This window comes from Cohnella sp. LGH, from assembly GCF_017671885.1.
GTDB lineage: Bacteria > Bacillota > Bacilli > Paenibacillales > Paenibacillaceae > Cohnella > Cohnella phaseoli.
In genome coordinates, this window is record NZ_CP072117.1 from 6,059,138 (window position 1) to 6,085,443 (window position 26,306).

19 protein-coding genes are annotated in these 26,306 nt (G+C 52.0%); 1 reads left to right on the forward strand and 18 read right to left on the reverse strand.

Annotation, left to right across the window (positions count from 1 at the left end):
• Positions 1-32: 32 nt before the first annotated feature.
• The 10 genes from J4772_RS25385 to J4772_RS25425 form a co-directional block, all read right to left on the reverse strand.
• Positions 33-986: a M23 family metallopeptidase gene (locus J4772_RS25385; RefSeq protein ID WP_209071912.1), complete on the reverse strand. Its 954-nt coding sequence runs from the start codon at positions 984-986 to the stop codon at positions 33-35.
• A complete protein-coding gene (locus tag J4772_RS25390; RefSeq protein WP_209071913.1) occupies positions 979-2,280 on the reverse strand; it encodes a TolB family protein in 1,302 nt (433 codons plus the stop codon). The genes J4772_RS25385 and J4772_RS25390 overlap by 8 nt, the downstream gene beginning before the upstream one ends.
• Positions 2,281-2,988: 708 nt before the next feature.
• Positions 2,989-3,933, reverse strand: coding sequence for a DUF3991 and TOPRIM domain-containing protein (locus J4772_RS25395; RefSeq protein ID WP_209071914.1), 945 nt, complete (start codon positions 3,931-3,933; stop codon positions 2,989-2,991).
• A gap of 155 nt (positions 3,934-4,088) precedes the next feature.
• The gene (locus J4772_RS25400) at positions 4,089-4,400 is read right to left on the reverse strand and encodes a DUF6664 family protein (RefSeq protein WP_209071915.1); all 312 of its coding nucleotides are present in this window, start codon (positions 4,398-4,400) and stop codon (positions 4,089-4,091) included.
• A 120-nt stretch (positions 4,401-4,520) separates the two neighbouring features.
• Positions 4,521-10,502 carry a helicase-related protein gene (locus tag J4772_RS37650; RefSeq protein ID WP_371822743.1) on the reverse strand — a complete coding sequence of 1,994 codons (5,982 nt, stop codon included), beginning with the start codon at positions 10,500-10,502 and terminating at the stop codon, positions 4,521-4,523.
• Positions 10,503-10,570: 68 nt separating this feature from the next.
• The gene (locus tag J4772_RS37655; protein WP_371822745.1) at positions 10,571-11,065 is read right to left on the reverse strand and encodes a TnpV protein; all 495 of its coding nucleotides are present in this window, start codon (positions 11,063-11,065) and stop codon (positions 10,571-10,573) included.
• A 706-nt stretch (positions 11,066-11,771) separates the two neighbouring features.
• Positions 11,772-12,038 carry a helix-turn-helix domain-containing protein gene (locus tag J4772_RS25410; RefSeq protein WP_209071917.1) on the reverse strand — a complete coding sequence of 89 codons (267 nt, stop codon included), beginning with the start codon at positions 12,036-12,038 and terminating at the stop codon, positions 11,772-11,774.
• 9 nt (positions 12,039-12,047) lie between these two features.
• Positions 12,048-12,533 (reverse strand): hypothetical protein, encoded by a 486-nt coding sequence (locus J4772_RS25415; RefSeq protein WP_209071918.1) that lies wholly within the window; start codon positions 12,531-12,533, stop codon positions 12,048-12,050.
• A 24-nt stretch (positions 12,534-12,557) separates the two neighbouring features.
• Positions 12,558-16,001 carry a DUF5704 domain-containing protein gene (locus tag J4772_RS25420; RefSeq protein WP_209071919.1) on the reverse strand — a complete coding sequence of 1,148 codons (3,444 nt, stop codon included), beginning with the start codon at positions 15,999-16,001 and terminating at the stop codon, positions 12,558-12,560.
• Positions 16,002-16,383: 382 nt separating this feature from the next.
• Positions 16,384-17,496 carry a copper amine oxidase N-terminal domain-containing protein gene (locus J4772_RS25425; RefSeq protein ID WP_209071920.1) on the reverse strand — a complete coding sequence of 371 codons (1,113 nt, stop codon included), beginning with the start codon at positions 17,494-17,496 and terminating at the stop codon, positions 16,384-16,386.
• Between the two features lie 211 nt (positions 17,497-17,707).
• On the opposite strand from J4772_RS25425, the gene J4772_RS37660 reads away from it, so the two are divergent.
• A complete protein-coding gene (locus tag J4772_RS37660; protein ID WP_371822746.1) occupies positions 17,708-17,962 on the forward strand; it encodes a GyrI-like domain-containing protein in 255 nt (84 codons plus the stop codon).
• 42 nt (positions 17,963-18,004) lie between these two features.
• On the opposite strand, the gene J4772_RS25435 is transcribed toward J4772_RS37660, so the two are convergent.
• The 8 genes from J4772_RS25435 to J4772_RS25470 all read right to left on the reverse strand — a co-directional run bounded on the left by J4772_RS25435 (position 18,005) and on the right by J4772_RS25470 (position 26,302).
• Entirely contained in the window at positions 18,005-18,994 is a 990-nt protein-coding gene (locus J4772_RS25435) for a COG1470 family protein (RefSeq protein WP_209071922.1), read from the reverse strand.
• A gap of 31 nt (positions 18,995-19,025) precedes the next feature.
• Complete coding sequence (locus J4772_RS25440; protein ID WP_209071923.1) at positions 19,026-19,997, reverse strand: hypothetical protein; 972 nt, start codon at positions 19,995-19,997, stop codon at positions 19,026-19,028.
• Positions 19,984-20,532 (reverse strand): hypothetical protein, encoded by a 549-nt coding sequence (locus tag J4772_RS25445; protein WP_209071924.1) that lies wholly within the window; start codon positions 20,530-20,532, stop codon positions 19,984-19,986. Before J4772_RS25445 ends, J4772_RS25440 begins: the two co-directional genes overlap by 14 nt.
• The gene (locus tag J4772_RS25450; RefSeq protein ID WP_209071925.1) at positions 20,529-20,924 is read right to left on the reverse strand and encodes a hypothetical protein; all 396 of its coding nucleotides are present in this window, start codon (positions 20,922-20,924) and stop codon (positions 20,529-20,531) included. Before J4772_RS25450 ends, J4772_RS25445 begins: the two co-directional genes overlap by 4 nt.
• Positions 20,925-20,991: 67 nt before the next feature.
• Positions 20,992-21,471 carry an ABC transporter permease gene (locus J4772_RS25455; protein ID WP_209071926.1) on the reverse strand — a complete coding sequence of 160 codons (480 nt, stop codon included), beginning with the start codon at positions 21,469-21,471 and terminating at the stop codon, positions 20,992-20,994.
• Positions 21,472-21,543: 72 nt separating this feature from the next.
• On the reverse strand, positions 21,544-23,613 hold the full coding sequence (locus tag J4772_RS25460; protein WP_209071927.1) for a hypothetical protein: 2,070 nt from the start codon (positions 23,611-23,613) through the stop codon (positions 21,544-21,546).
• Positions 23,610-25,472: an ATPase, T2SS/T4P/T4SS family gene (locus tag J4772_RS25465; RefSeq protein ID WP_209071928.1), complete on the reverse strand. Its 1,863-nt coding sequence runs from the start codon at positions 25,470-25,472 to the stop codon at positions 23,610-23,612. Before J4772_RS25465 ends, J4772_RS25460 begins: the two co-directional genes overlap by 4 nt.
• The gene (locus tag J4772_RS25470) at positions 25,469-26,302 is read right to left on the reverse strand and encodes a hypothetical protein (protein WP_209071929.1); all 834 of its coding nucleotides are present in this window, start codon (positions 26,300-26,302) and stop codon (positions 25,469-25,471) included. The genes J4772_RS25465 and J4772_RS25470 overlap by 4 nt, the downstream gene beginning before the upstream one ends.
• Between the last annotated feature and the right edge of the window lie 4 nt (positions 26,303-26,306).

A 26,306-nucleotide genomic window follows, 5' to 3' on the forward strand; every position in this document is an offset into this window, starting at 1 on the left:
TAAGAAAAAAGGTGTGTTATGAGAATTGATTTTTAAGGTGTAACTATTGCGGTACATGCACTTCCACCCATTGTACATTTGTAATAATCATATTTGTTAGATGTAGAATTAGGACTAGAACTTGGTTGGTCATACTTCGGTATCATAAAAGCAGACTTATAAGTTGCAGCTGTATGGGGGTTGTCAGCTTTTACCATCCAATTAACCACTTCAGATGTAGTGTAAACATTGTTCAAGTCGTAAGAGAAATTATCACCCGATTTTGTCATTTGTACACTAATCCAATTTGATGTTCCATCTTTTCTATGGTATAAGGTAACCGAATTTGAGTTGAGAGATGATTTAACCCCTGAATCCACTTCATAAGCTACAACCTTAGCGACATTATTAGTCCAAGTCACAAGTGAAATAAAATCTAAATCACGACCATAGTTCCAATTACTAGTCCATCTATAATAGGGCTCAGTTCTCGTCCAAACCATAGTACCTGATCTGCTTGTTCTTGTACCATAATGGAGATGTGCGCCAACTTTACCGCCTTCATTTCCCGACTCAGCAATTTGAGTTCCTTTCGTTACGAGATTGGTGCTAGACGTACCAACAAAACCAACATCATCCAGGTGATCGTAATAAATTTCCAAATTGTCATTATTTAAACCATCACCATTAACATCACATTTCAAAGCTAATTCATAGGCTGTAGTATCATTTTGATATGTAACAAATCCATTACATATTGCATTAACTCGAGTGCCTGAAGTTGCATAAAGATCGACTCCTTGATGTGGGTTAGAACCATCTACTAGACGTGGTTGATTCCATTGAGAATTCACATCAGGATATCCGGTGATTGGAGTGGCTAAATTTAGTGTTCCAGCCCCCGGGCCAACTCCGCCAAACCTAATATTATAAGTAGCCGATACAGAAGTTGTAAATATAGTCGATATTAACGTTATGAAAAGAAACAGCGATAATTTTTTATTCATTAGCCTCACCTCTCAATTCCACAGATATCAACTTCGCATTGCTCTCACCTGATTTTTCAACATTTAATAATAATGTATCGTTATTCACCCAATCAGGTGTTGCGGTATATATTTCGTTATCTGAGGATCCAAATGTCTGCGTACTTCCAACTCCAATATCTGTAACATACACAATTCGTTCTCCCTTCGTACCCGCGTACTCTAAGGCAACTACTTTGTCTCCCTCTGGTGAGAATTTGGCAGTTGGATCGAATTGAATCCCTGTTCCGACTGATAATATTTGATGTTTCTCCTTTGTCTCTATGTCAAAAACCCAAAAATCTTTACTAGGTCTGCTAGGAGAGTAAAGTAATTTCTTTCCATCTCGAGATAGATCTTTGATATCTACATTTTCAAGCAATGCTGGAGAAGTTTCACCCTTGAGTGAAAGTTCCTTAATTGAATATAAAGATCCGTCATGGGAGTCTTCCCATATAATAAGATTTTTTGTACTCGTCCAACCAAATGTACCAACAGGTTGTGTACTACTGTATACTTTCCTTTCTGTTCCATTCAAAAGATCGATAACCCAAATTTCCATACTGGTATTATCAACCGCAGTTCTATTAGATAGATAAGATACTTGAGTACCATCCAGACTCCAAACAGGATTAGTTGCCCAGAATAAAGACTGCTCTTTCTCCTTAAGTTCATTGTGTAACTTGTTTTTGTCATATCCGTCAACATAATCTTGAGTAATTTGTGTAACACTCAAAGATTTAGTATCAATTGTAAATATAGAATTCATATCTTCGAACAAGTATTTTCCACCATCGGGTGATGGGATCAATGCAGGAGTAGCCGTTGTATTATTTGGAACAAGTTCTACTCCATTTTGTGTGACTACTTTATGAAGGTATAAATTTCGGACTGACTCTACTCCAGACGGATTTTTTACTGTATATTGAAGGATTGTTGTTTCATCATTTAGATTGCTCGATTGTTTTGTCGTATCATTAATGGAGAAAATCTTCTGAGCAGGATATGAGGAATCTGGTTTAAGATTAAATGAAGCGGACTCATCAACATGTTCTCCTTTTTCAATGAGTTCTGTTCTTAGTTGACTAGCTATTCTCTGTTCCTCTGATGATGGTGTCGTAGAAATAATATTATTAGAAGTAACAATATATTTACCAACACCTAGTTCTGTCACAGCATTATTTTGCCCGGAGACATAACTATATGAGGCTGCTGTAGCACCAAATAACAATGCAGCAGACACCAGTCCGTAGGCAACCAGCTTTTTCTTTCTCATAATTCTTCGCTCCTCAGAAAAAAATTTGTTTAGAAATTTGAATGAATCTAACAGGAAAGAAACCTATTTATGATTATACAGTGCTCACCTTCGAATCCGGTACGTCGTCAGATTTTAATGTAATTACCAGTATCATTTCTCCCTCCGTTCCCTTATTATTTGAGTAAGATTCATGCACAAAAGATATTTCTGGAATACTTGTTTATTATAGGAAGTTTATCCATTGACGTCTATAGGAGATAAAGGCGAATAATGTCGATAATATAGTCGGTATGAACTCGTCCATACCGAGACATGGTGTTGGCAACGGCATGTGCGCTGCCGCGTCGATGTTTCACTTTTTCCTTTTCCGGCTGCTCCTTATTCACATCACGTAACAAACCAAAAAAAGACAACCTCATTAGGACGTGCGGCCAACGTCTTTGTGAAGCCCTCATCCAGTTCAGGATTCTACAACACCCTTGCGCAACGTTCTTTTTGATTGATCTTGCGACGCGCCTCACGCATGAATTGATGATGATCATGGCGTGTCTTGTCGCTGCCAGCTTGCTCCTCTGCCTCCACCACTGCCGCTTCAATCTTCTCCGTATCCCAACTTGTCTCGCCTTACTCGTTTTCATTTCTCGACTGCATGCTCAGTCCTCCCCTGAAATGGATACTATTTTATTATTGCGAATGATGAGTTGGCATGCCATTGTACAACACACGCTATCTTGATGGATATTCACGTTGTTTCTTGTACGCCATCAAGTCCTCATTTACATCTTTTTGCACGGGTGGTTCATTCTCCAACTGATAGCTCTGAGCCAGTTGCTGTTCGATCATCTCTGCTGCCAAGCGTCCCGGTTCATCATTGTCCAAATGCAGCACCAGTCGCTTTACATCCGCGTGGCGATCAAGATAGGAGAGAAGAGCAGCCGGAAGAATCGACCCTTCCTTATTCTCTGTGGGTCGGTATATCCCCGCAAGCGACAGAAGATGGACTTGCCGCCAGTCCTTTCCCCACTTCAACATGAATGTACAATAGGACAGAAGATCAATGGCACTCTCAAACAAATGCAATTCAGTGCTGTTCTCTGCTGCTGGAAGCGAGAAGGCATAGCGCTTATCGCTGCCCGGTACTTCGCACATATAGCGAGTGCTTGTCGTTCCGCGAATCGCCGCGTATCGAGGCTCGTCATGCTCATCAAAGCCGACAAATACAGCATTGTGATAGTTCCGACTTTCATACAGACGCCCCGTTTCAAGACACACCTCAAGCACCTCGTGGGAAATCCCCCGCCCGTGCAAGTAAGCAACCACTCGGCTTGCATTTTCATAGGCTTCGGGAAGCGCGAATGGCTTAGCCCCATCCTCCCGGAAAACTTGTGCTGCCGGAGAGGACGATGGTGTGTGCTGATCGTTCAGATGCAGCACTGCCTCCGGCAAGGAGATTCCCCGCACCTTAATGAGATAATCCAGCGCCGTGCGCCCCCCAAACCCACGCGACCACCAAAACCACTTGCCGTTGGAAATCTTTAAGCTGTCATGACTGCGGGTCGCATAAGCATTTCGTGAGCACTTCACCAATTCGTAAGGCTCGACATGCTGTAAATACGTTAGCAAGTCCCACTGCTTGGCAAGTTCGATTTGTTCTTTACTTACATAGGCCATCTACTCACTCCTTTCCGGCCTTTCATCCTCCTCAACAACCGGCAACACTTATCCCCAACGTTATTCACAATTTGCACACAACTGAGAAAAACGTTAATAAGCCTGTTACCAGTCGGCAACAGACTTGTCAGGCTCATCACATGTAATCTCTATGGTTAGAGAGCCCCTAATTTTTTCAGGTATGCATAGCAATCTGCATGCCCTTGCCAATAAAGCGCCATTCGTTCCAGGCGTACCGTTTCATCTAACGTCTTTTGAATCTCCAACCATGCTTGATAATCCTGGTCGCTTGGAAAAACACAAGCATCGCCATCCATCACGCTCTTTACAAACGGATGCTGCACTTGAATCTCGACTCTCCGCTGAACCCACATCATATAAGCCTCTTCACCGCGCAAACGCCGGGTGATTTCATTCTCCAAAACGTCAAAGCTTTGCTCCAACTGCTGCCAGCATCCCTTTTCCATGCACGCTCCCTCCCTTAACCAACATACCCGATTCGGGCGTAGCGCGCGAACCTGCCATGATCAAGAGAGGGTATTCTCTTTGTTTCCTTCGCCCACCGAAAGCTCACACGATCCGTTCGCTTAGCGTTCCTGCCGATTCATTCTCCTTCGCTCCAGCAGCCCCGGTTCTTCGTCCACTCCTCCAGCTTCTATCATCTCGTTCTCCCGCTTATCCATATTCAGCAGCACATTCAGCTCCGTCAGCCTCGCTGACTTCTCCTGCAATTCCAACTCCTGCTTGAAGGGAGCTGCAATCTCCGCCTTCGCCGTTTCCATTTGCTTATGGAGTGTGGTCAGTTGATCGCGGCAATAGGCAAGCTTCTCCGGCAATCCAAAAAGCACATTATTCAGCCGAGTCAGATTGCCACTTGCATCGGCTCCAAGCGAAATATGATGCCCCAGTGCGCCGCGCAAGGTTGCTTTGTACTCCTTGTTGAAGCTGTCAAATGAAAGCCATAGGGAGAAGCCCTGGTAATGGCCGATCTCCTGCGGATCAGGAGAAATCATCCCCTTGCAGGCTTCCAGCAATGCAGCGCCTGCCGATGCCCGTTCCTTATACGTGAACTCCTTGATCGTCATTCCGGCAAAGGCGACTTCTTCACCGTCTATCCTTTCGGCATCCTGACGCATATACAAGGCCACATCCTGCTCATACCCAGCGATCCGCTCTTCCGTCGACTTGATCTGCTGCGGCAACAGCTTGAGCAGCCGATCCTCCAGCGCATAACGCTGGCTCAGATGGTTGGCCTTGAGCAGCTTGAGCTTAGACACTTGAATATCTAAGTCCATCTTCTCTTTTATAAACGGATTGCCGGTCGCCAGCGCCTTAACTTCGGCATAGGAGAGCGCCGCTTCATCGATGTCTTCCGCAGAGCGAACCGGCGACTTGCTCGTCATAATTTGCGAAATAAAGCGTTGCTTGTTTTCAAGCGTCTGATACAGGTACGCATCGAACGTATTTTCCGTCACGTATCGGTAGATATAGGCTTCACTATTTTGGTTTCCTTGACGAATCACCCGACCCAAACGCTGTTCCAAATCTCTCGGTCGCCAAGGGCAGTCAAGGTCATGAATGGCCACCAGCTTCGTTTGGACATTCGTGCCGGCTCCCATTTTAAACGTCGATCCCAGCAAAACGCGAACCTGACCCGTCCGTACCTTGCCAAACAGTTCCTTCTTCTGCGCATCCGTATTGGCATCGTGAATGTAGGCGATCTCTGTCACCGGAACACCCTTCTCCAGCAGTTTGCGCTTGATCTCATCATAGACATTAAACGCTCCATCCGCCTTCGGGGTAGACAAATCGCAAAATACCAGTTGCGTGAGCCGCTGCTGATGCCCCTCCTGCCAATGCTGGTAAATGTTATTCACGCATGCGCTAATCTTGCTGCCCTCGTCATCCGGCAACAGTGGATTCGCCAGCCGCTGATCAAGCGCCAGCTTGCGCCCGTCATTCGTAATGAGCAGCATATTATCCTCGTGCGGCTCAACTGCCTTGGCCCGAACCTGTTCCGCGCGGCGGGCAAGATCGGCAACCATATCGCGCTGAAACTCGCTTGGCGGGACAGCCACATTATGAAAATGCGCCTTCGGCACCGGGAGCTGGAGCATATCTGCAGTTTGAATGTCGGCCACTTCTTTTAACATATTCATCAGCTCAGGCAAGTTATAAAAGCGTGCAAAGCGCGTTTTCGCCTGATAGCCTGTTCCTGCTGGAGCCAGTTCAATTGCCGTGACGGTTTCGCCAAACGTGGACGCCCAAGAATCGAAATGCTGCATGCCATGCTTTTGCAGGCTCTTGTATTGCAAATACCGCTGCATCGTGTACATTTCCGTAATGGAGTTAGAGATTGGCGTTCCCGTTGCAAAGATGATGCCACGCCCTCCGGTCAGTTCATCCAGATAACGGCACTTCATGAACATGTCCGATGATTTCTGTGCTTCGGTTTGTGACAGCCCGGCAACATTGCGCATTTTCGTGTATAAGAACAGGTTCTTGTACGAATCCGCCTCGTCCACGAATAGCCGATCCACGCCTAATTCCTCAAACGTCACCACATCGTCCTTACGGCTTGTGTCGTTCAACTTCTCCAGCTTGACCTGTAACGTCTTCTTCGTCTTCTCCATTTGCTTGATCGCATAGCGCTCGCCCTTAGCTTCCTTCAATTCCCGAATACCGCCGGTGATCTCGTAGATCTGCTCCTCCAACTGCTGCCGTTGTCGCTCCATGGAAATCGGAATCTTCTCAAATTGCGAATGACCGATAACGATTGCATCGTAGTCTCCAGTGGCAATGCGGGCACAAAACGTTTTACGGTTTTTCGTCTCAAAATCCTTTTTTGTCGTCACCAACACATTGGCGGAAGGGTAAAGCTGCAAAAACTCCGCCGCCCACTGCTCAATCAAATGGTTCGGGACAACGAACATGCTCTTGTTGCACAAGCCCAAATGCTTACTCTCCATTGCCGCTGCGGCCATCGCGAACGTCTTGCCCGCGCCGACACAATGGGCAAAGAGCGCATTGCCGCCGTAAAGCGCGCGGGCAACGGCATTGACCTGATGCTGCCTGAGCCGAATTTCCGGGTTCATGCCAGTAAAGCGAATATGGCCACCATTATACTCCCGCGGCCGGATTGCATTGAACCGATCATTGTAGAGGCGCGTCAGCCGTTCGCGGCGCTGCGGATCTCGCCACAGCCATTCGCCAAATGCCTCCTTCATTAGCTCCTGCTTTTGCTGGGCAATAGCCGTGTCCTTCCGGTTCAGCACCCGTTTTTCCACGCCATTTTCAATCACCGTATCGAAAATGCGTACATCCCGCAGGTTGAGCGTATCCTCCAGAATTTTGTAGCCGTTGATTCGTTCGGTGCCAAAGGTGACGTTAGCCTTGATGTTGTTGCTACGATCGTCGTTTTTACCCCGTACGTTCCACGCCGCTGTATAATCAGAATAGAACACCTGAATGGTAGGCCGGAACATCGGAGGCGTATCCAGAAGCTCGAACATAAAATCGCGAATGACCTCGGAAGGCAGCCAGGTCGCCCCCAGCCGGACATCGATCTCGGAAGCGGTCAAATCCGGCGGCTGAACCGCTGCCAGCGCCAAGACGTTTTCGGTATACCGTTCCGCGTCATGGGCTGCGAATGACATGGCAATTCTCAGCTTGTCGCGTACATGACCAGATAAATAAGCGTCCGCCGTCTCGTAGACCGGCTCTCCGTCCTCGTCCATCTGCTCGGGATTGGGGAAGATGATACCGCGCAGTTCCTTTACCAGCTTATCTTCAGGGATACCGCTAAGCTCGCTCATATAGGCCAAATCCACCCGCGCCTTGACACCGATGGATACCGCCAATGCTTCGGAGGGGGTATCCACTCGCTCTACCAGCGACCGCTGCCGAATGGTGCGCTTCGTAAACATGTCTGCCTTGCGCAGCATGCGCCCTTCATCGTCAAGGATTTCCAGCGAGCATAGCAGGAAGTAGGCGCTGTCGTCTGAAAAGGCGAGACTGTTGGCGCGGCTATTGATCAGCCCATACTGTGCCGCAAAACGATCATACTGCACCGTCAGATTGCGCTGCTGCTCACGAATGGCTTCCTCACTGTAATCCTCGGTCTGATATTCGATTAGGTCGCGCACCGTGTCACGCAGTTGAATTAGCCCCTTGATGCGTCCCATTGCTGTAGCCGAGGCTTCAACCGGATGCATTTGGCTGTTTTGTCGGAAATAGACCTTTCCTTCCACCAGTGCAAAGCTGAAATTGCGCACATTCGGATCGGCAGGCATGGAGGCCTCCGCTTCCTCCGGCTGCTCTTCGCGTTCCCCCTCTACCCATTCGGCATGAATGTTGGCCAGCGCCTCGCGCAGTAGCTCATCAAGCGGCGCATCCGGGTAAGGGCGGCACGTCGTTTCCTCGCGATTGCCATACATTTTGTCATCAAACGCCATTGTGCCCAGCACCATATCCGGCTGAGCGGCAAAGTAGGCGTTAATCGGGACACCATCCGACGTCTCAGCCAGCGCCAGCCACGGCTCGCTTTGCTCATTGACTGTCACCATGCGATCCCGTTTTTGCAAAAAGAGAATGTCTGCAGTAACCTCCGTTCCGGCATTCGCCAGAAACGCATTGCTCGGCAGACGCACTGCCCCGAGCAAAGCCGCCCGTTCCGCGATGTACCTGCGCACCGCCGGATTTTGCTTGTCCATCGTACCCTTGGAGGTAATGAAGGCCATGATGCCACCTGGCCGCACCTTGTCGAGTGTTTTCGCAAAAAAGTAATCATGAATCAAAAACTTGTGTTTGTCATACTTTTTGTCAGCTACACCGTAGCCGCCAAACGGCACATTGCCGACAGCCAGGTCAAAGAAGCTGTCCGGCAGATTTGTCCGCTCATATCCACTGATCGCAATCGACGCCTGCGGGTACAACTGCTTGGCGATTCGACCGGTCAAGCTATCCAATTCCACGCCAAATAGCCGCGAATCCTGAAACGATTCCGGCACCAGACCAAAGAAATGACCAATCCCACAGGAAGGCTCCAATACATTGCCGCGCCGAAAGCCCATTTGCTCCAGGCATTCATACATCGCCTGAATAACGATAGGGGACGTATAGTGGGCGTTCAAGGTCGAGGCGCGGGCGGACGCAAACTCTTCCGGGGTTAGCAGTGCCAGCAGCTCGGCATATTCCGCAGACCAGTGGCTGTTGGCATCATCGAAGGCCTGCGGAATGCCGCCCCAGCCGACATAATGCGCCAGCGCCGCTTGCTCCTCCGCACTTGCTTGACGGTTTTCCTCCTCCAACTGCTGGAGCAGCTGGATGGCTTCCACGTTACGACGGAACTTCGTTTTTGCACCGCCATGCCCCAAGGAAACGTCCACAATGCGATAATTGCTTGGCGGATGGCGTGGGTGAGAGGGGGCTTCGGAAACAGGCGAAATGGGAATTTCGTTCGATTCAGTTTGTGCGGGTGCAGCCCGCGCTGACATCGCTTGCTCCGGTTCCCCCGAGTGATCATCCATCCCCTCGTTTTCCCATAACGCTACGTCCGCCTCGGACAAGGGTTCATCGGTCATCAAATGATCATTCAGCGGATTGTCGCGCAGCAGACGTTCTAACTCGCTCCGGCTTAGTTCCTTTGAAAACAGCGGGAATTGCTTATCCTGTAACCATACCTTTTCAGGCTCCAACTGAGCGATTTCATATTCATCTGCTCCGATGAAGACGGAGTTGCCTTCGACATACGCATAGCGCAGCTTCATCCGGTCACGCGGTGGGACATCTGGCGGTGGCTCAGGCAATAAGGAGCGCCGTTCCCGCAGCTCGGCCTCGCGCTTCCTGCGCTGCTCCGCCTGTTGCTCGGCATACACAGGCAGTTGCTCTACTTCCCTGCGGTTCAAATATCGTCCAGCCGCCAACAGCTCACTGATCCGCTTCTGCACTTTCATCCAGGGCAGTACCAGCTTCTCTTCCTCAGCCGCTCGAAACCCGCGCTCCAACGCAATGCCCTTGCTGTCATGATGTTCATGAATATTCGTACCGATCAAGGCCGGAACGCGACCGCCTGTCCCATATTCCCGTTTCAAAAACTCAGCATTGTCCTGCGCCGACAGCGATTGCTGAAAATGAAGGGCAATTCGCAGCTTGACATTTTCAATGCCGCTTCCGTTTTGCAGCACGGCATCTATGACTTCCTGCGGCCATACAAAAGCAGACGCATGAGCATCCGCCGCTTCCTCCAGCCACATCATTTGCTGCGCGGCAGACGGTTGCTGCGTCCGATCCCATTCCTTCAGTAGCAGCATGCTATGGATATGACCGGCAATGACGCCCCAATCGTAGAACCCTTGCGCCGTTCGGCTGTCCGACTTGCCCGTCCAGATATGCAGTACATTTTGATAAGGCTCCACACCAAGCCAGTTATCCGGCTCTAGCTCCAGCTCCGTTATTCCTTGCGGAAACAAGCTTCTCACATAAAGCGCACGTTCACGCGCATAATCGCTGCTTTCAAAAAAGACGGCGACCTCCGTCTTGCTCACAAGGAGCGGCGCAGTTCGCAGCATATCGTTGATCTGATTTCCGTCATGAAAAAACGGAAGACGATTGTCCTCCGTTCCCCGGTCATGCCATTTTAGCGATACACTAGTTCGGTCAGAATTAGTTCCTCCGCTTGTTGCTTCAGATTGTTCAGGTGACCCGTCCAGCCCAGCGGATCGGTTGCTTTGTCCGGTGCCGGGTGCTGCATCAACAGTTGTGCCAAGGTCTGCTCGATCTGCTCCCTCGCTGTCCGGTCGATCTCCGCCAGATGCTGGTGTAGCTGTTCCGAGAGCATCAGGTGGGCGTAGGTGCCCTTCCGCTCGGTTTTCAGAAACGTCTTGCGCAGCAGGCCGTATTTCCCGATGCTCATCGACACCGGCTGTACCAGATCCGGCAGCAGGTAATCCCCGTTCTGTGTGTAGTTCAGCTCCATGCTCCATCTCTCCTTCGCGTGATTTAGCTTCATTGTGCAGTAGTGTTTCTGGCCTTGCAACGGTGTGGCTTGGGTCCAGCATCTGATTTCGTATGTTTTCGCGGCGCTGCGCCCGGATGGTGGACTCGATTTCCCGCAGAATCGTTTCCGCCACATCGCTTATCGCAGCGCCCAAATGCGATAGTACGGGCAGGGTATTAAAATAACCGACACCAGACAAGTCATCGGTACTGATATAAGGGGTCGGCTCCTGCCCGCAGCGAACCATTGTCATATAGGTGACGGCATATTGCGCGGCTTCCCGGAACAGCAGTTCCACATGCGCATCATCCAGTTCTTCAAGCAGACTGTTGTCGCGCTCGGAGAGTAGCATCTGGACATAATCGGCGCTGTGGTCCTCCATGGCGTTCCGCGCCGCTGTGAGCAGGGCGCCGGGCAGATCCATACCCTGCTCTTGTTCGTATCCAAAGGCGTTCTCCAGCGTTTCAAGGACAGCCTCCGTATCCGCCTCATCCATTCTCCAAAGCGGTACGGCTTGAGATTGGCGGCTTTGCGTGTCCGTCACGTCAAACACATGGCGCAGTCCCAGGCTACTGCCCCGATCTTCAATCAGCGCAATGCCCTTCGCGCCACGTCTAACCCAGCGGTCCAGCTTTTTATTCCACACTTCAATCGGAGCACAGGCGGTGGCATCGGGACGCTGCGCGTAGATTAGCAATTGATCCTGAAACGGATATTTGTAGTTCCATGCGGCGGTGCGCAAAAAATCGGCCCATTGTCCGGTATCGTTCACCAGCGCCTGCGAGGTACGGGCAGACAGCTCTACCATGCGCTGCAGCTTGGCTGTCATGGGTACACCTCCTTACCGGATCGTAATTTTGTTGGTCAATCGAATGCCTTCCTCCGAATAGCGTGAGGTGAGCAGAATCAATCCGTTTTGTTCCAGACGATGCAGGTTGCGGCGGATAGCAGAGGTCGAAAGACCAACCTCTGCCGCGAGGCGGCGGGAGGACAACCACACCGTGCTGCTTTGTCCACCCGCAAAATCCAGTAAATAGCTGTACATCAGCTTGGCCGCTGGGGAAAGATCGGCCTCCGCCAGCAGCCGATAACGTGTCAAATCATGCATGGCGTCCTCCTACCGTTGTGGCTCCGTCTTTTTCTTCTGCGATGCAGGAGCGGAGGGCGCTTGCCGATGCTGCTCAGTCACGCGCTCCGGGCGGGCGTAGCAATACAGGTAAAAGTTGTAATCTCCGGCAAAGGGAAAGCAGCGCAAATAGTAGCGATGCTCCTTCGTCTCCATGCGAAAGCCGTATACGTCCGTGCTCCTTGCCCCGGCAATGCGCGCCTCCGGGTGCTTGCTGCAAAAGTGAAGCATATGCTGACGGCTTTTCAGCACATCACGATCACCTATCATTTGAAACACCTTGCCCAATTCGTCCTTGAAGGCTGGCGTTTCAAAGGGGGAGTTCCGCGGAAACCAGGACACCCAAAACTCCTCACCCGAGCGCCCGAAATCCCCTCGCAGGTGGCCTATGCAGGAACGCCCCCTCTCAAGCTCAGCCGAACCTGAATAAAAATAGGCCGCTTCCTCAGGAGCGGCGCTTTGCAGCTTCTCAATCATGTTCATCCCTCCCGCTTGGTGAAATCAGTGGGTGCCGCCCGCGCCAAAATCGTCGTAGCTGGACAAATCGGCATGATAAAACGCTACGTCGCCGTCCAGCAAGGAGAACCTGGCACCATAGGGATCAACAAAGCTGCGGCCAAAGCCCTCCATTTGCCACTGGTTGTTCAGCGGTGCACTTTTGTATTGCAAATGCGGCTGACTGGTATTTCGGTTGCGTATGGTCTCGATGTTGAAATTAACGATCAGATAGCCATCACGCAGGAAAATTGGAGACTGGTCATCCAGCTTGTGCTTACGTCCGTATTCGGCCACATTAAAACCCGCAGGCACCGCAAACGGCGCAGCAGGCAAGCTATATTCCCCGCGCCAAAGCTGAACGGCCGCATTCGCCCGCGCCGTATCGACGCCGGTTGGCACCTGCATGCTGCCGATGAAGGTACGAAGCTGTGGCGGCAGCAGCAAGCCGTCATAACCACCAACGTAAATCTTCTTTTGCGCCGCATCCTTTAAAAATTGCTGCACATAAGTGGTCTGATTACCAGTAGCACCACTTAGCCTCCAGAGGGAACCCGCGGTATTCGTTAGTTCTTGCTGCGGGACATTTCGCAGCCGGGTGTCCAGCGTCACCAGCCGCTGCTCCGTGTCCTCCGCAGAGCCGATGTGAATAAAACGCTTGTTGCCCGAGTGATAATACAAGTCCACCGGCTGGCGGTTCTGCCCTCTTTTGTCCACGAAATAGAAGGTTGGCGTAATTAGGATGCCGTCGCCCGCACCAAACATATTGCCGAGCGTCTTCACCTCAAATTTGAAATGATAGCCTGTCTTTATCGCGACATTCTTCTTACCGATCTCCGGATTGCTGCCTGGACGAATTGGCAGCACGTAAGGACTTGTATTGCCACGCGCCGCACCGTCAATCCCCTTCGAGCCCACCCAATAGCTGTTGCCGGTTGGCGTGGCGCTCCCCTTTGCCGTACGGAACACGGTCTCCCACTGGTAGTCCGCAATATCGGTGATACGGAAATCAAACAATCGGCCAATCACCTCGACCGGCACCACCTGCGTGGCGACATGATGGCTCACATCCAGATTGGCATTCGGCTGCGAGGTAAATGATGCCGGGCTGTTTTCGGCAAAGGAGCGGAACAGCACATCATAATTTCCCTCGTCTACCCAAACGGGCAAATAAAACGTTGTCTGTAGCTGGCCGACCGAGATCGACGTCCAGGTATCCTTCGGAATCAACGTGGTTCGGTCGGCCTTGTACACATCGAAGGGGAATCGCACTTGCTTGTCCCGAATATACTTCGCATAATCCCGGTTGCCATAGCCCGTTATGTCTCGGTGCTGTCCGCTGGTCGGAATGGTCACGGTAATGGGTCGATTCAATATTAGCGCCGAACGCCCGGATGTCGGTACTGTCTTCTGATTATGCGCTTGATCATCAGAGATGGTGGCCCGATTCACAACCGGCGTATGCACCGTCACAGGATTAATGCCGGAAATCGGGAAGGTTTGATTGCTACCGCCTCCGATGCCCTTGATCAGCGCGTAGGAGAGCGTCCCGCTGCTTGGTTGCGCAGCCTTGTTGCTTTTGCCCGAATCAATGACAAACCCGCTGCCGTACAACACGTTCTGCCCGATCATGGGCGCAGTTGGAATCACGCCCGGAATCGGGGCTGTTTCTTCAATTATGCGGTTGTCCATGATGGTCTGTCCGTTAAAGACAAGCGAATCGTTTCTCACCTTGATCTTCCCGACCGCCTGCTCCGCCTCCGATTTCCAGTTCTCGGTTGGTACTGACGGGCGGCTGGAGCCGCCGTTCAGTGATTGGATAGGTAAGGTCACATTACGATACACTGGATCCGTCACATGCGCCGAGACGGATGCCTCATGGTTACCTGAGACTGTGGGGGCTGTGTAGCCGCTTGGTTGCAGCGTCACCTTGGCGCTCGGCAAGGCATAGTTGGCTACCTCAGCGCGCTGCAAACTGTATACCTCCAGCCGGTCGATGAGCCAGAAGCTATACTTGCGCTCCACCGTATAGCTTTGGGTAACAGTTTGCGAATCCGAACGCGGTACCGGCACAGTGGTCGGGTTGCCCTTACTGTCCGGAGGGCCGGAGACATACTCGGTCCATGACAACGAGTAGGTGCGGCTGACCGTAATCGGATACGTTTTCGTTCCTTTGATCTCCGTGAACTGGTTCCGGTACAAATAAGCTTTGGCTCTAGCGTTCACGTACAGGCTCTCCGAAGTCGGGATGCCCTTGCTCACATCAAAACGTTCTGCTCCTCGCACATCTGCCTTAATCACCGCCGATGCCGATGCATCCATGTCTTCGCGCTGCTGCTCGGAGCCGTTATGTGGAGGCTCTCCGCCTCGATTGATCAGTACTGTATGATCGGCGGTCGAATCTCCCTTCTGGTTGTCCTTGTCTGTCACCACGACTGTAATTTTAACGGTGACTTGATCGCTGCTGCCAAACGGAATGCGAATCGGCAGCGACTTGCTGGCCGATGTGCCGCTCAGTGTGCCGGTCTGCTGGCTGGCGTTGACCAGTTGGGCGTTTTCGATGCTCGTAATCCGGTACGATGCAAGCTGGCTTGGCGACTTGGCTTCAAACGTAAAATCTCCCGTAACTGTAGTTTCCGTTGAAGCCGCCTGCCCAGGCGCGTCGATGCGGGAGGTCACCGTAACGGGCGAAGGCACCTTGTAGATACCGACAAAGTTGGAGCCGCTCGGGCCGACTAGAATGGATCGCTCGCGCAGCTTGCTGTCGCCCTTTTCCTGAATGAATAGCTTCTCGGATAAATTGCTGTTGCTCGTAATGTAGGAGCGAATAATTTCATACGTTTGCCCGCCCTTAGTGATCGTAGCCTCAAAGGTGTGATTCGACTCTGAGCCTGCCGCGAACTCGCCCTTATCCACCTCCTGCAGCACTGTGCCGTCTTCCTTCTGGTAGATAACCTTTACAGGACTCGCAGCTTCCTCATACTCGGCAATTGCATCCGATCCGCCCAATGCGACCGTAAAGCTTCGAATACGGACTTTATCGTTGGTTTCGGGATTTTCCTGCAACCACTTCTTCTGTGTTGTATCCTGCTTGGGCGACAAGTAGGAGCGGACGATCCGATACGTTTTTCCACCATCGTTTAGTGTCGCTGGAAACTCATGGTCAACCGTTTCCCCGATTTTGTACTTGCCCTTTAAAAACGTTACATCCGGCTTATGAATGATTCGGCCATTCACGGTTTTGGCCACGACATCTACTGGAAACTCCGCACTGCGATAGGGAATGTGAAGACCGAAATAGTCGTCCAAATCGTCAGGAACCCTCCAGCCCTCTGCCTGCTTGATGCCCGACAAGGTATAAAAGGGACCTTTACGGACAGAGCCATCTCCGTTGATCGATACCATGACCGCATAAAAGTACAGATTGTCATTGTCCTGAATACCGTCCATGCCTGCCGCCCAAAGTCTTTGTGTGACGACTGATTCCGGTACTTCATAAAACGCCGTCAGAGGTTGTCCTGGGATTGGCGGGTTTGGGTTTAGTCCTGTCTGCACAATTTCATCGTTGGAAAAAATGGCATGCAGTTTGTTTCTCGGATCAGAGCACTGTTTCCCTGATGCCGTTTGCGAACAGAGTTGTTCCCTACTCACAGCCCAGCCAACGGTCTGATAGCGGATAGAAGTGCTTGCCGCAGTGCTGGTAATCTTAAATTGCACGATCCCATCTCGTATTGTAATGTCAGGTGCTGCATGCGATGGAGCAATCTCGAAAAAAGAAAATAAAAAAATGCACGCCATAAGCGTGCATACCAAACGTGTAAATCTTCTCGTCCTATTCACTTTTTTCAGCCACCTTCACAAACATATAGTTGGAGAAGAGACTTGCGGTTGGAGAAACTTTTAATGTGCTTCCCCAGTCTCCACCAACATTGGTACTCATCTGAATGTCGGTATACCCTTCATACCATGTTCCCTTTTCAAAACGGAGATCGTTCGGAAACCATTGATCATATAACAGACGTTCTGATTTATCATAAGAAACAAAGCGTACCCGGAAATGAGCGCGAATATGATCGGACCCAAAACCATCATAGAAGCTCATGCTCGGTTCAGGATCGAGGTACCCTTCAATACGTATGTGGTTTTCTTTTACCCAACTCACATATTCTCGAATGCGTCGCAACTCTCCATCTGAATTCTGCATCTTGGTCGCGAAAAGCGCCTGTGCCCACGAATCGTCAATTGTCCGATAATCCACATTCAGCCAGATACTCCCGAACATCTTAAGACGGGCCATCCAAATATCCTTGTTTTGCTTGCTATATTCAGCCTGGCCTGCAACGATAGCTGCCACTTTGTTTCTTTCCTCATGATGATAAGGATACGTCATTTCGTACATTGCGTTAGGAACATCTGCCAGAATATACGGATAATTCGCTGCATTTTTCGGGAGATTGGTCGTGCGAATCAACCTGCCCCACGGATCAGTCTTGACATTCAGTTGTTCCGTTGTAGTCAAAAAAACCGTATTCGTTTTACTGTCCCACTCCACCGCCACGCCAAGGATTTCGCTGACAAATCGCAACGGTACAAAGGTGCGTCCGCCTTGCATCACTGCTTGGGTATCAAAGGCCACTTCTTCGTCATTGACCGTTGCGATATTGCTGCCAATGTTCAAGCGGATGCTTTGAGTCTCCTTCTGAATCGGAACCGATCTGTTCTCCGCTTCCCAGCCTACCTTTGCGCCGAGCGCCTCCGCTACAAACCGCACCGGAACCAACGTCCGCTGGTTTTCGTCGATGAACGCTTGTGCATCAGGAAACCACAGCTTCTTGCCGTCCATCACGACCGTGACAAACGTTGGCGGCAGACTCGCTGCACTTACTGTTGTTGTCATGCTACCGAGCATCATCACAACCGTCAACATAAGCAACCACTTCTTCAACACATCCACTCCTTCATTTATTATCATCCTTCAAAAGCAAAACTCGGAGTACCAGTTGGAAGATATTTCTTTTCTTTTATGATAGTAGATTGGCTTCGAAGCTGTCCACCCTACCTGTAAAAGTCCTTTTGATATGCAAGTTTTAAAAGTTTTGTGAGAAAATTTAATATCATGTTAGCATCCGAGATGAGCTCAATTCCAACTGAAAAGGATGTCCTGTATCGTGCTCCCTGCTCACTTTCAGCTCGATAACCACGTTCAGGAAGGTATACTTCCAGGAGGGCTGTATGCTGTGTTCAGTGTCCAGCATACAGCCGAAGCTATTCAGCACGCTTGGCAACAGATTTTTGGTGCTATTCAGCTAAGTGACTACCAGATGGACAACCGCCCTATACTGGAGAAATACAGCGGTGATATGACGATACAAGAAAACTGCGAGATTTGCGTTCCAATTAAACAAGCGTGACTGGAAGCCCTCCATGGTAGCGTGCTAGGTTCATTGGCTTCATTACTTGCTCTTTCTCTTCTGGTATACGGCCAACAAAATGACGATCAACAGGATAACGCCGTAGAAATAAACACGAGATAAAAAGAAGCGTCGTTCTTCATCCATAAACTCACTATCCGCCGTCTGGTGTTGGGATAGGGTGATCGCTTGATTCACTTCAAATAGCAAAACCTTGCGCACTGTATGTCCATTCACGGCGGTTTTTACTTCGGCCAGATAAGCCCCCTGCTGCAACGAATGCTCCAGTTTCATTTGAACCTGTGCCGCAGTTCCGGCATAAATGAAGCCGACGGCACCCTCCCATGCCAGCACCTGTTTGTTACCTTCTTGTTGTGTAATTTCAACTTCCAGATGCGGCATGGACAGACTATCTCCTTCATTAATCAATAGAACGGAAAAAACAGCCTTTCCGTTGTCTATCGCATACGCTGCTGCATGGGGGAAGGCCTCAGGCGGCTTGGCTTCCGCCAGCCGATAATTCAGCACCACTTGCACGCCTGCTTTGTAAACCATCGTTGTATGGGATTGCTCCTCACCCCAAGTTTCATTCTTTAAGGCTCTATTAGGATCCATATAAACCCCGATTACCGACACATATTGACCGGGCTGGACATGCTCCGGTATGCGCATTTTCATGAAGAAACGTTGTGTCTCTCCGGCTCGAAGCGTGATCGTCTGATCCGGTGTCGTGTACCAAGCAGCAGCTCCCAAATCCAGATCGGTCGGCAAGGTAAAATTATTGCCCTCACCAATCGCGGGTATGGCATCTGCAGCGTAAAGAAGCGCCGTTACCTCTTCATCGGTCGGATTGGTTACATCGATCGGATATTCGCGTTCGTCGCCGGGGATTATCTCCTCAACATAGGCATTCAGTTGCGGATGGATACGGCTCGATTCACCGGCTACTGCCAGTGGTTGTTCCTCCGTAATTTCTGAAAATCCCATCAGTCCTATCAATGCCGCTACCATTAGCATCGAACGAAATATCATGCGGCTCCTCTCCATTCTTGCTTATTCAGTTTCAGGGGCAAGACAGCGGCATATAGCCCTTTTGTGCAGCTGCCTGCTCAGTGACAAACACCTCTTCACGCGGGTAGCCATAGCCACAAGAGCTGCGGTAGTACACCTTCATTGCGCCCTTTCTTGCGCCGATAATCGCCTCCTGCTTCAACACCCGACTCCCGCCCAGCGCGTAGCTGTTGTACTGCCGTGCGCCCATCGGAATGCCTTGCAAAAACGCTAGAACGCCTACGTCGTCGATACTGTTGCTCCAGTCCTCATCCGGAATCAACGGCAAGGTGAACACGTAAGAAAATCCATCCCGAGAGACCGTTTCGTTGTATTGGTTGATCCGATAGGCCAGCTCGTCCTGAATCGCCCCGACAATCGTGCTGCGCCTTGTCCGCTCAAATTGTTCGGCATCCTGCAGAAGCGGAATCGACGTTTGCTGCCGAATGTCCTGCCGCAAGCCCTCGTGCCAGCTTCCACTCGCCCCATCGTAGGCCAGTACCTCCTGGTCCAGCGTAAACGACAGGCTGTTGCCCGCCGCATCGGCATAGGCATACGGGTTCTTCGCTCCCCATACCGGCTTCATGATCGTTTTTCCGTCCGTACCCGTCCATTCCTGTTCGCTGTAGACGTAGAAGCCGTCATAACCGACGATCACAATCGCCGGAATGTAGCGGTGCAAAGCGCCTTGTGCCACGGGGTCACTTGCAACACCAAAGCCCGCATCAAGCGTCTGGTAGAACGCAGCAACTGCGTCTTCCTTATTGAGTGCAATCCGCTTGTCCGAGCCATACTGCGCTTCCCGTTGCTGGCTGGCATTGCCGATCAACTGGCTCGCCGCATCGTCCACCGCTGCATCTAGCGCCGCATTGTAACGCAGCTCGGTTAGCAGCGTCCGGCGCAACGCATCCGTCTCGATGCGGTTGATCGTCGCAAACGGGAGGAACAACAGTGCGCCGACGATGGCCCACTCAATCCATCGCATGGCGCACCATCCTCCCGTAAGGAATGACGATCTTTTCATTCGGGCCGATCGTGTTGTTCAGCATGTCAAAGATCAGCGTACCTGCCGTCCGGTTCGTATTGCGCACCGTAACCGAGAAGCTGTCGCCCTCCCGCATGCGGTATCGACGGTCTGGGGCATCCTTGGCCTGCGTATTGTCGGGAAACAGCACCGGCAAAATCTGCGCATTGTAATAAGCATCATAATGAATTTCGTAAGTACCGCGGAACGATTCCGGCCGGTTTGGGTCATCGTAGACCGGCACATAGGTCTTGCTACCATGCTCCATCTCAACGACAAAGCTGTTGCCGGTTGCCGCCAGCGCGGTCATAAAATCGTTGTACATCACAGGCGTAATGCCGCCCTTGTCGCGCACCGCATCCACAAACGAGGTCGTCGCTCGCAGCGCAATCAGCTCGGAAATATCATCCTGCTGGTCAAAGGCGGCGGAGAGGGGATACAGGTAGAGCAGTAGGAGCGCAATCAGCACCGCGAACAGCTTGATCAGCGTATTCATGGCACACGCCTTAACAGCAGTCGCAGCAAATGCCCATCCGCGTCACGTTCACCATCGGGCACATATTTCGCCAGCAAAGGAATTCCCGTTGCGCGAAGCTGCTCCCGTTCTAATGGCGCTGCGTACCGCACACCGTCCACAATCATTTCCGCATCGCCTTCCTCCAGCCGTGCCAGCACATGAAGCACCTCCGCGCCACTCATTGTGCCGTCGCCCGCTAGTAGTGGACTTACAGTTTGATGCAGGCTTCGATCCTGGGCTTGACTCGAGATGTAAGCCAACGTGTTCAGCGAAGCTCCGTTTTGAAACAACAGTAGCCCCGTTCCCGCAGCCAGCAAAAACGCCAAAAATGCAACACTTATCTCCATCATCGTTCTCGGAGCGTTATCCATCCAAGGTTCCTCCCTTCACACGAAAGCGCCCGGGTTGCCCCGGACACTTCCAAGCCTTCCTTCGGTCTTACTGCTGTTGGAACACAATCCCGCGAATGACATTACTGCTGTCCAGCACGAGGCTCGCACGGAACTTTCCACTCGGATTCACGTAGTTGATGTCAGCCTCGTCTACGGTTTGCGCGATCAAGCCCGGAGCCACACCGACGACCGTACCATAGGTCACGTTGTCCATCGGAACGCTCGTATTGATCGTTTTGCCATACCATTGTCCAGCCGGGTTTTTACCGGTGTAAATCTGAATACCAAATTGATCGACATCACGGAATTTGCGCAACGCGTTGACAACCTGGCTGCCCGACAATGTCGTATTGTCGTATACCGTAAAGGCCGTTTGCGAGAGCTCGGTTTGAATATTGCTGAAATTGCTTTGCGCCGCTTTGGTGGAATCCTGGGCTGAAACAAACAAGACCACAGCCAGGGTAATGAGGGCGATGGCGAGGAAAATCCCCGCTGCCATCACAAGTGCTTTTTGTGCATTGGACATTGAATTCGCTCCTTATGATTGGGATCGACAAAAAAACTTCCCCGTGAAGAAAAGGAAGGATCATCGTGCCGCTTACTGAATACGTTGAAGCTGCTCATAGTAGGCGGTCATTTGCTGCAGGCTGACGACGATAAGCGGGATAACCAAATACCCGAAGATCAGCGTCATCAAGGGAGTAAAGCCAATCAAGCGTCCCCAGCCTGCCTTTTGCTCAATCAACTGCTCGTACTCCTGCTTGCGCTGCTCCCGCGCAAAGGCCTGCTCTGCTTCGAGATCATCGAACGCCTGACGAATCGTCAAATGCTGCGAAGCCAGCTCCAGCTTCTCTACCGTCCGTACAAACGGCAGAAACGGCGCATCCTCCTTGAGCTGTGCCAGCGCCTGCTCCTCTCCTTGCTCAAAGTGGAGCAAACACACCTGCAGCGGCTCCTTGAATACACGGGCAAACTGTTCCATCCAAATCAGCAGTTGTTCTACCGACATGCGCTCCATCCCGGCCAGCATGGCGATCACCGCTTGCAGTTGATCGACCTCGTGCTTCATCTCCATCCGCCGCATGCGGCGCTCAAACAACCGAATGCCTACGGGAAGCCCATACCCGCCCCAGCCTGCGGCAAGAGCCAGAAACACCTCCCACCACAGCAGCCACGGCCGCTCCAGTTGCTCAAGCTTCTCCATCACCCGCCGTGCGGTCAGGCGAAGCTGCTCCTCCTGTTCACCGCCAACCGCCTGCTGACGGAGCACGTTCATGACTATGCGTTCGTTGCGCGGCCTCACCTCCTTTACTTGTTCCAAAATCCGACGATCCAGCGCCGCAGCTTCCTGCGCTTTGGCTTCCTCCTCGATCGACAACTGACCGAACAGCATTCCCGGCTTGACTGGCGCATAGAGCAGTTGATGTCGCTCCGCTGCATGCATGGACACGAACAGCCCCAGTACGGCAGCAAAAGCCAACGCGCCCGCGACCAAGCGCTGTACATAGAACCATTCCAGCCGCAGCGGTGAAGCCGTATCCTTGAGTAGCCGAGTTACCCGCTCAGCTTCACGCGAATCAGGAGCCGGCCCCAGCCGCTGCACGATCCAGCGCACCCAAGGCCAACCATACACACGCTTTTCCCAGCGATTGCGGCTCGTATGCCGCGCTCCACCATCCAGTTCCGCTAGCGCTCGGAGCAGCACATAAGACAGCCATACGACCACGAGCAGGGTCAGCTTCGCCAGCCAGCCAAGCGCCCCGGCGTAGAAGGCGTCCATCGACGGAAAGAAGTGGCTTGCCCATGCCTCAATCGGACGGGTAAAGAGCAGCGGTACCAGTGCAATTATGGTCAGCCCTTGCAGCAAATAGCTGAGCTTTTCTCGACGCAGCAGCTCCAGATTCAGCTCACCGGACAGTTTTTCCAGCCCTTTCAGGTAGACCGAGCCGCTATCGGTTTGCCGATCGCCATGTTCTTTAATGAGATAAGACAATCCGGCCAGACCTTGCAAATAACGGTTGGGAGCCAGCTCCACATATTGCGCCAATTTTTCCTCTGCATCGCTGTCCGTCAGCATCTCGTACAGCTCCTGCCCATGTAACGCCATTTCATAAGGCGCACTGTCCGCCGCTTCATAAATCGCTTCCTCCACCATGCCATGCCGGTGGTAGTGATGGCGGATATCTCCGAAGAACGTGCGAAGCTGCCGTAGCAGGCGCAGTTCCAGCCGATGCACGCCAATGTCCGCTAACACGCCATGGCCTACCCATAGACCGAGTAGAAGCATGCCCCAGGTGAACAGATCGCGTACCATGACAGCAAGCGGAATAACGATTAAGAGAAGAAGACTCCATACACTCAAAGCTGACTTCATCGTCTCCAGCCGCAGCTTCCACTCGTCGCCAAGCCGAACGATCAGGAGACGTTTGCGCAGGTGATACAAATAGGCGCGCAGGATTGGCACCTGCTCGCACACGCTGTACAACTGTTGCAGAAAACTGTACATCGCTTGCCTGCGCGATGCTTGTCCCGGCTTACGCAGCGATTCGTAACGCCGTATGGCAGCAATGTCTGAATCACGGCGGGATAGCCACAGGAACGCCGCAACCGCCATCAAGAAAAGAACCGTCGAAATGCCGAGCAGTGGAGAAAGCCATTCTCGAATCATGGTGTTTCCCCCCAATTGCTGTCCAGAAAGGCATCAAAAACCGCTTGATCCGGGCCGCTCAAAAAGGTCGCCATGTCCTGACGGCTTTGCTCGGACAACGGATGAACGGCAACATACCGTCCGTCACGGTACTCGATCAGATTCCGCGCGGTATACAGCGAGCGATCCGTCGAGCGCCGAAAAAACTCCAGCACCGTTTCCATAAAAGCGGCCAGCCGCACATCCTTGGTCATTCTGCCGGTAAAGTCAGCCGGATAATCTGCCACCTGTGGCTCCGGCACACATTCCGTAATACGTTCGATATAACGCCTACCATCCAAGTCACGGCGCAGATGAATATCAAAATTGACCACGCTGACGACCTGCTGCTCCGCAACACGCTCACTGCTGAACACTCCGGTTTTAAGCAGCGAATTACGCAGCGACAGCACCAAATCGCGGAACGTTTTGGCGTGATGGGTGAACAGTGTAAAAAGGGAAGCAACTTGCGCCATCTGCACCATCCAGGCTGCAACCGGGTCGGTCGCTACCTCACCCAAAATGTTCACCGAGCCGTCCGTCTTCTTCTGAATATCCAGCCCTTGCTGGCCAGTAATCGTTTCCGTCTCACGCAGGCTGACAATGTTGCGGTTCGGGTAAATCTTGCGCAGTTGCAGCTCAAAGCTCATTTCCTGTACCCGAATCGGCAGCACCGCTGGGATATGGCGCACCATCGCCATCAGCAGGGTTGTCTTGCCACTGCCTTGTGCGCCGGAGATTGCCGTATTACGGGCGCCTGCCACCAGATAGCGGATGAGTCCGATCGGCAATTCCGCGTTTTCGTCCTGAATCAGTTGCTCTAGCGTGGCGCTCTGCACATCAAATTTGCGCACAAAAAAAGCCCACGATTCTGAAAACCGGGGGCGCAATACGACGACGCGGGACCCATCGCCCATTTCATTGACCTTATAGCCATTTGCTTCGGATAGTTGGCCGGGAAAATTGTGCTTGTAGATGATCTGACAGACGCGGCGCAGCTCCTGCTCTGAGCCAAACGACAGGAAGCTCAAATGAATGGACTTGCCCTTGTAAAACAGCCAGACACTATCGTGCGCACGAGGAAGCGCCTGCCACTGTACCACGTCCTCCAGCGCCCATTCGCCCTCCCACATCAGTGGCGGCAGCCCGGATACGCCCCCGGACACACCGTCGATCCGCATATCGCGCAGCTCGTCGATGACGCTAAAGCCCTTGTAATGCTGATAAATTCGCTGCACGACAATGCGAAGCTTGTCTTCGGTCTGTAAGGAGGGCGATTCCTTCGCGTAGATCTCCCGGATCTCCGCCCTCGAAATCCGGTAAGCCTCAAGCTGCTCGTCCTCATCGAATCGTTGCCGATCTAGCTCATATGCCTGAAGCATCTGCTCCAGCGCCCGCAGCCCGAATTGCTGCTTGTAACGATCCAGCAGGATGTCGAACTGATCCTGGGCGGTGAGCGCGTCGGGTTGATGAAATGGCAGCAGCAGATTCAAGTGCGCATCGTTCAATACGTATTGCTGCATCAGCAAATCGACGATCACTTGCTTCACGTATTCCTTGTCCCGCAAGTCGCCGGAGGTGCAGCCGCGAAGCGCCTTCTTTAACTCTGCCCGCTTGTTCTTGCGGCGGCGATACTCCTCCTCAGACAAGCCAAAATCGCTGAGATGGCTTGTTGTCATTTCGTGCAACGTGTCTTTGACGAACGCCGTCATCGCCTCCAGCGAATAGGCCGTTTCTTCCGTGGTTCCCTCCGGCAGACGTCGGCTCATGCGCAAATAGAGAAAGAAAACGGCCAGGAGCAGCAACGAAATGACAATCAAGGTGTTCAACAGCGTCATCATGGCTTGTCCTCCTTGCCGCTGAACAAAGGCTGATTCATGCCCACGTCTTCGATAAGCGCATGCGCCAGTGCCCGTACCTGACGGACAAAGTGATGGTTCTCATGCTGGCGCATAGTCTTGCGATTACGAAACCAGTACGGAATCGCCTCCCCCTGCTGCACCGCATCGAGCCACCCTGTATTGTGCATGACCGAAAAGGCCCGTTGCTGCCATCGAAATCGGCGTTGGAGGTTATTGATGGTCAGGGACGAGGCCGGATCGAACTGTCCAAACACAAATATTGCTTTCCGAGCGCTGAGTAGCGCACTTTCCGGCGATTGAAAAAAGCGCTCCAGCAGCAAGCGATTCTGCGGCAGGCAAACGACGAGGAGATCCGCCCAATTCCGCAACTCCTCCCGCCAGCCCGGAGCGGTCCCGCTACCGCCGTCTAGCAGCACTACATCGTAGGCGCGCCTGGCGGTGTCCAAAAGCGGCTCCAGCCAGCGTTCTGCCATGCCGGCAAATCCTGCGCTTGGCTTCGCCGAGCCGGGAAGCACATCCAGCCGCTCCCGGAGCAGCGGCTGCGCATAATCTCGCAGCATACTCCCCTCCAGCTTGCGGTTTTGCAGCAGCCGCAATAGCGCATCCATGCCGGTATCCGGCAGTGAGGACGGATTTTTTTCCGGCGTGTAAAAGGCGCGCTGCACCGCTTCATCCTCCTCGCGCAAAAGGCCGAGGAGCAGCATTCGCGACGAATATTCCAGCCCCATACATGTCGCTGACGCAAGCAGGCTGGTCGTCGTTCCGGCCTGGCCGGGGAAGGGACTCCAAAACACAACCATCATTCCCATCGTT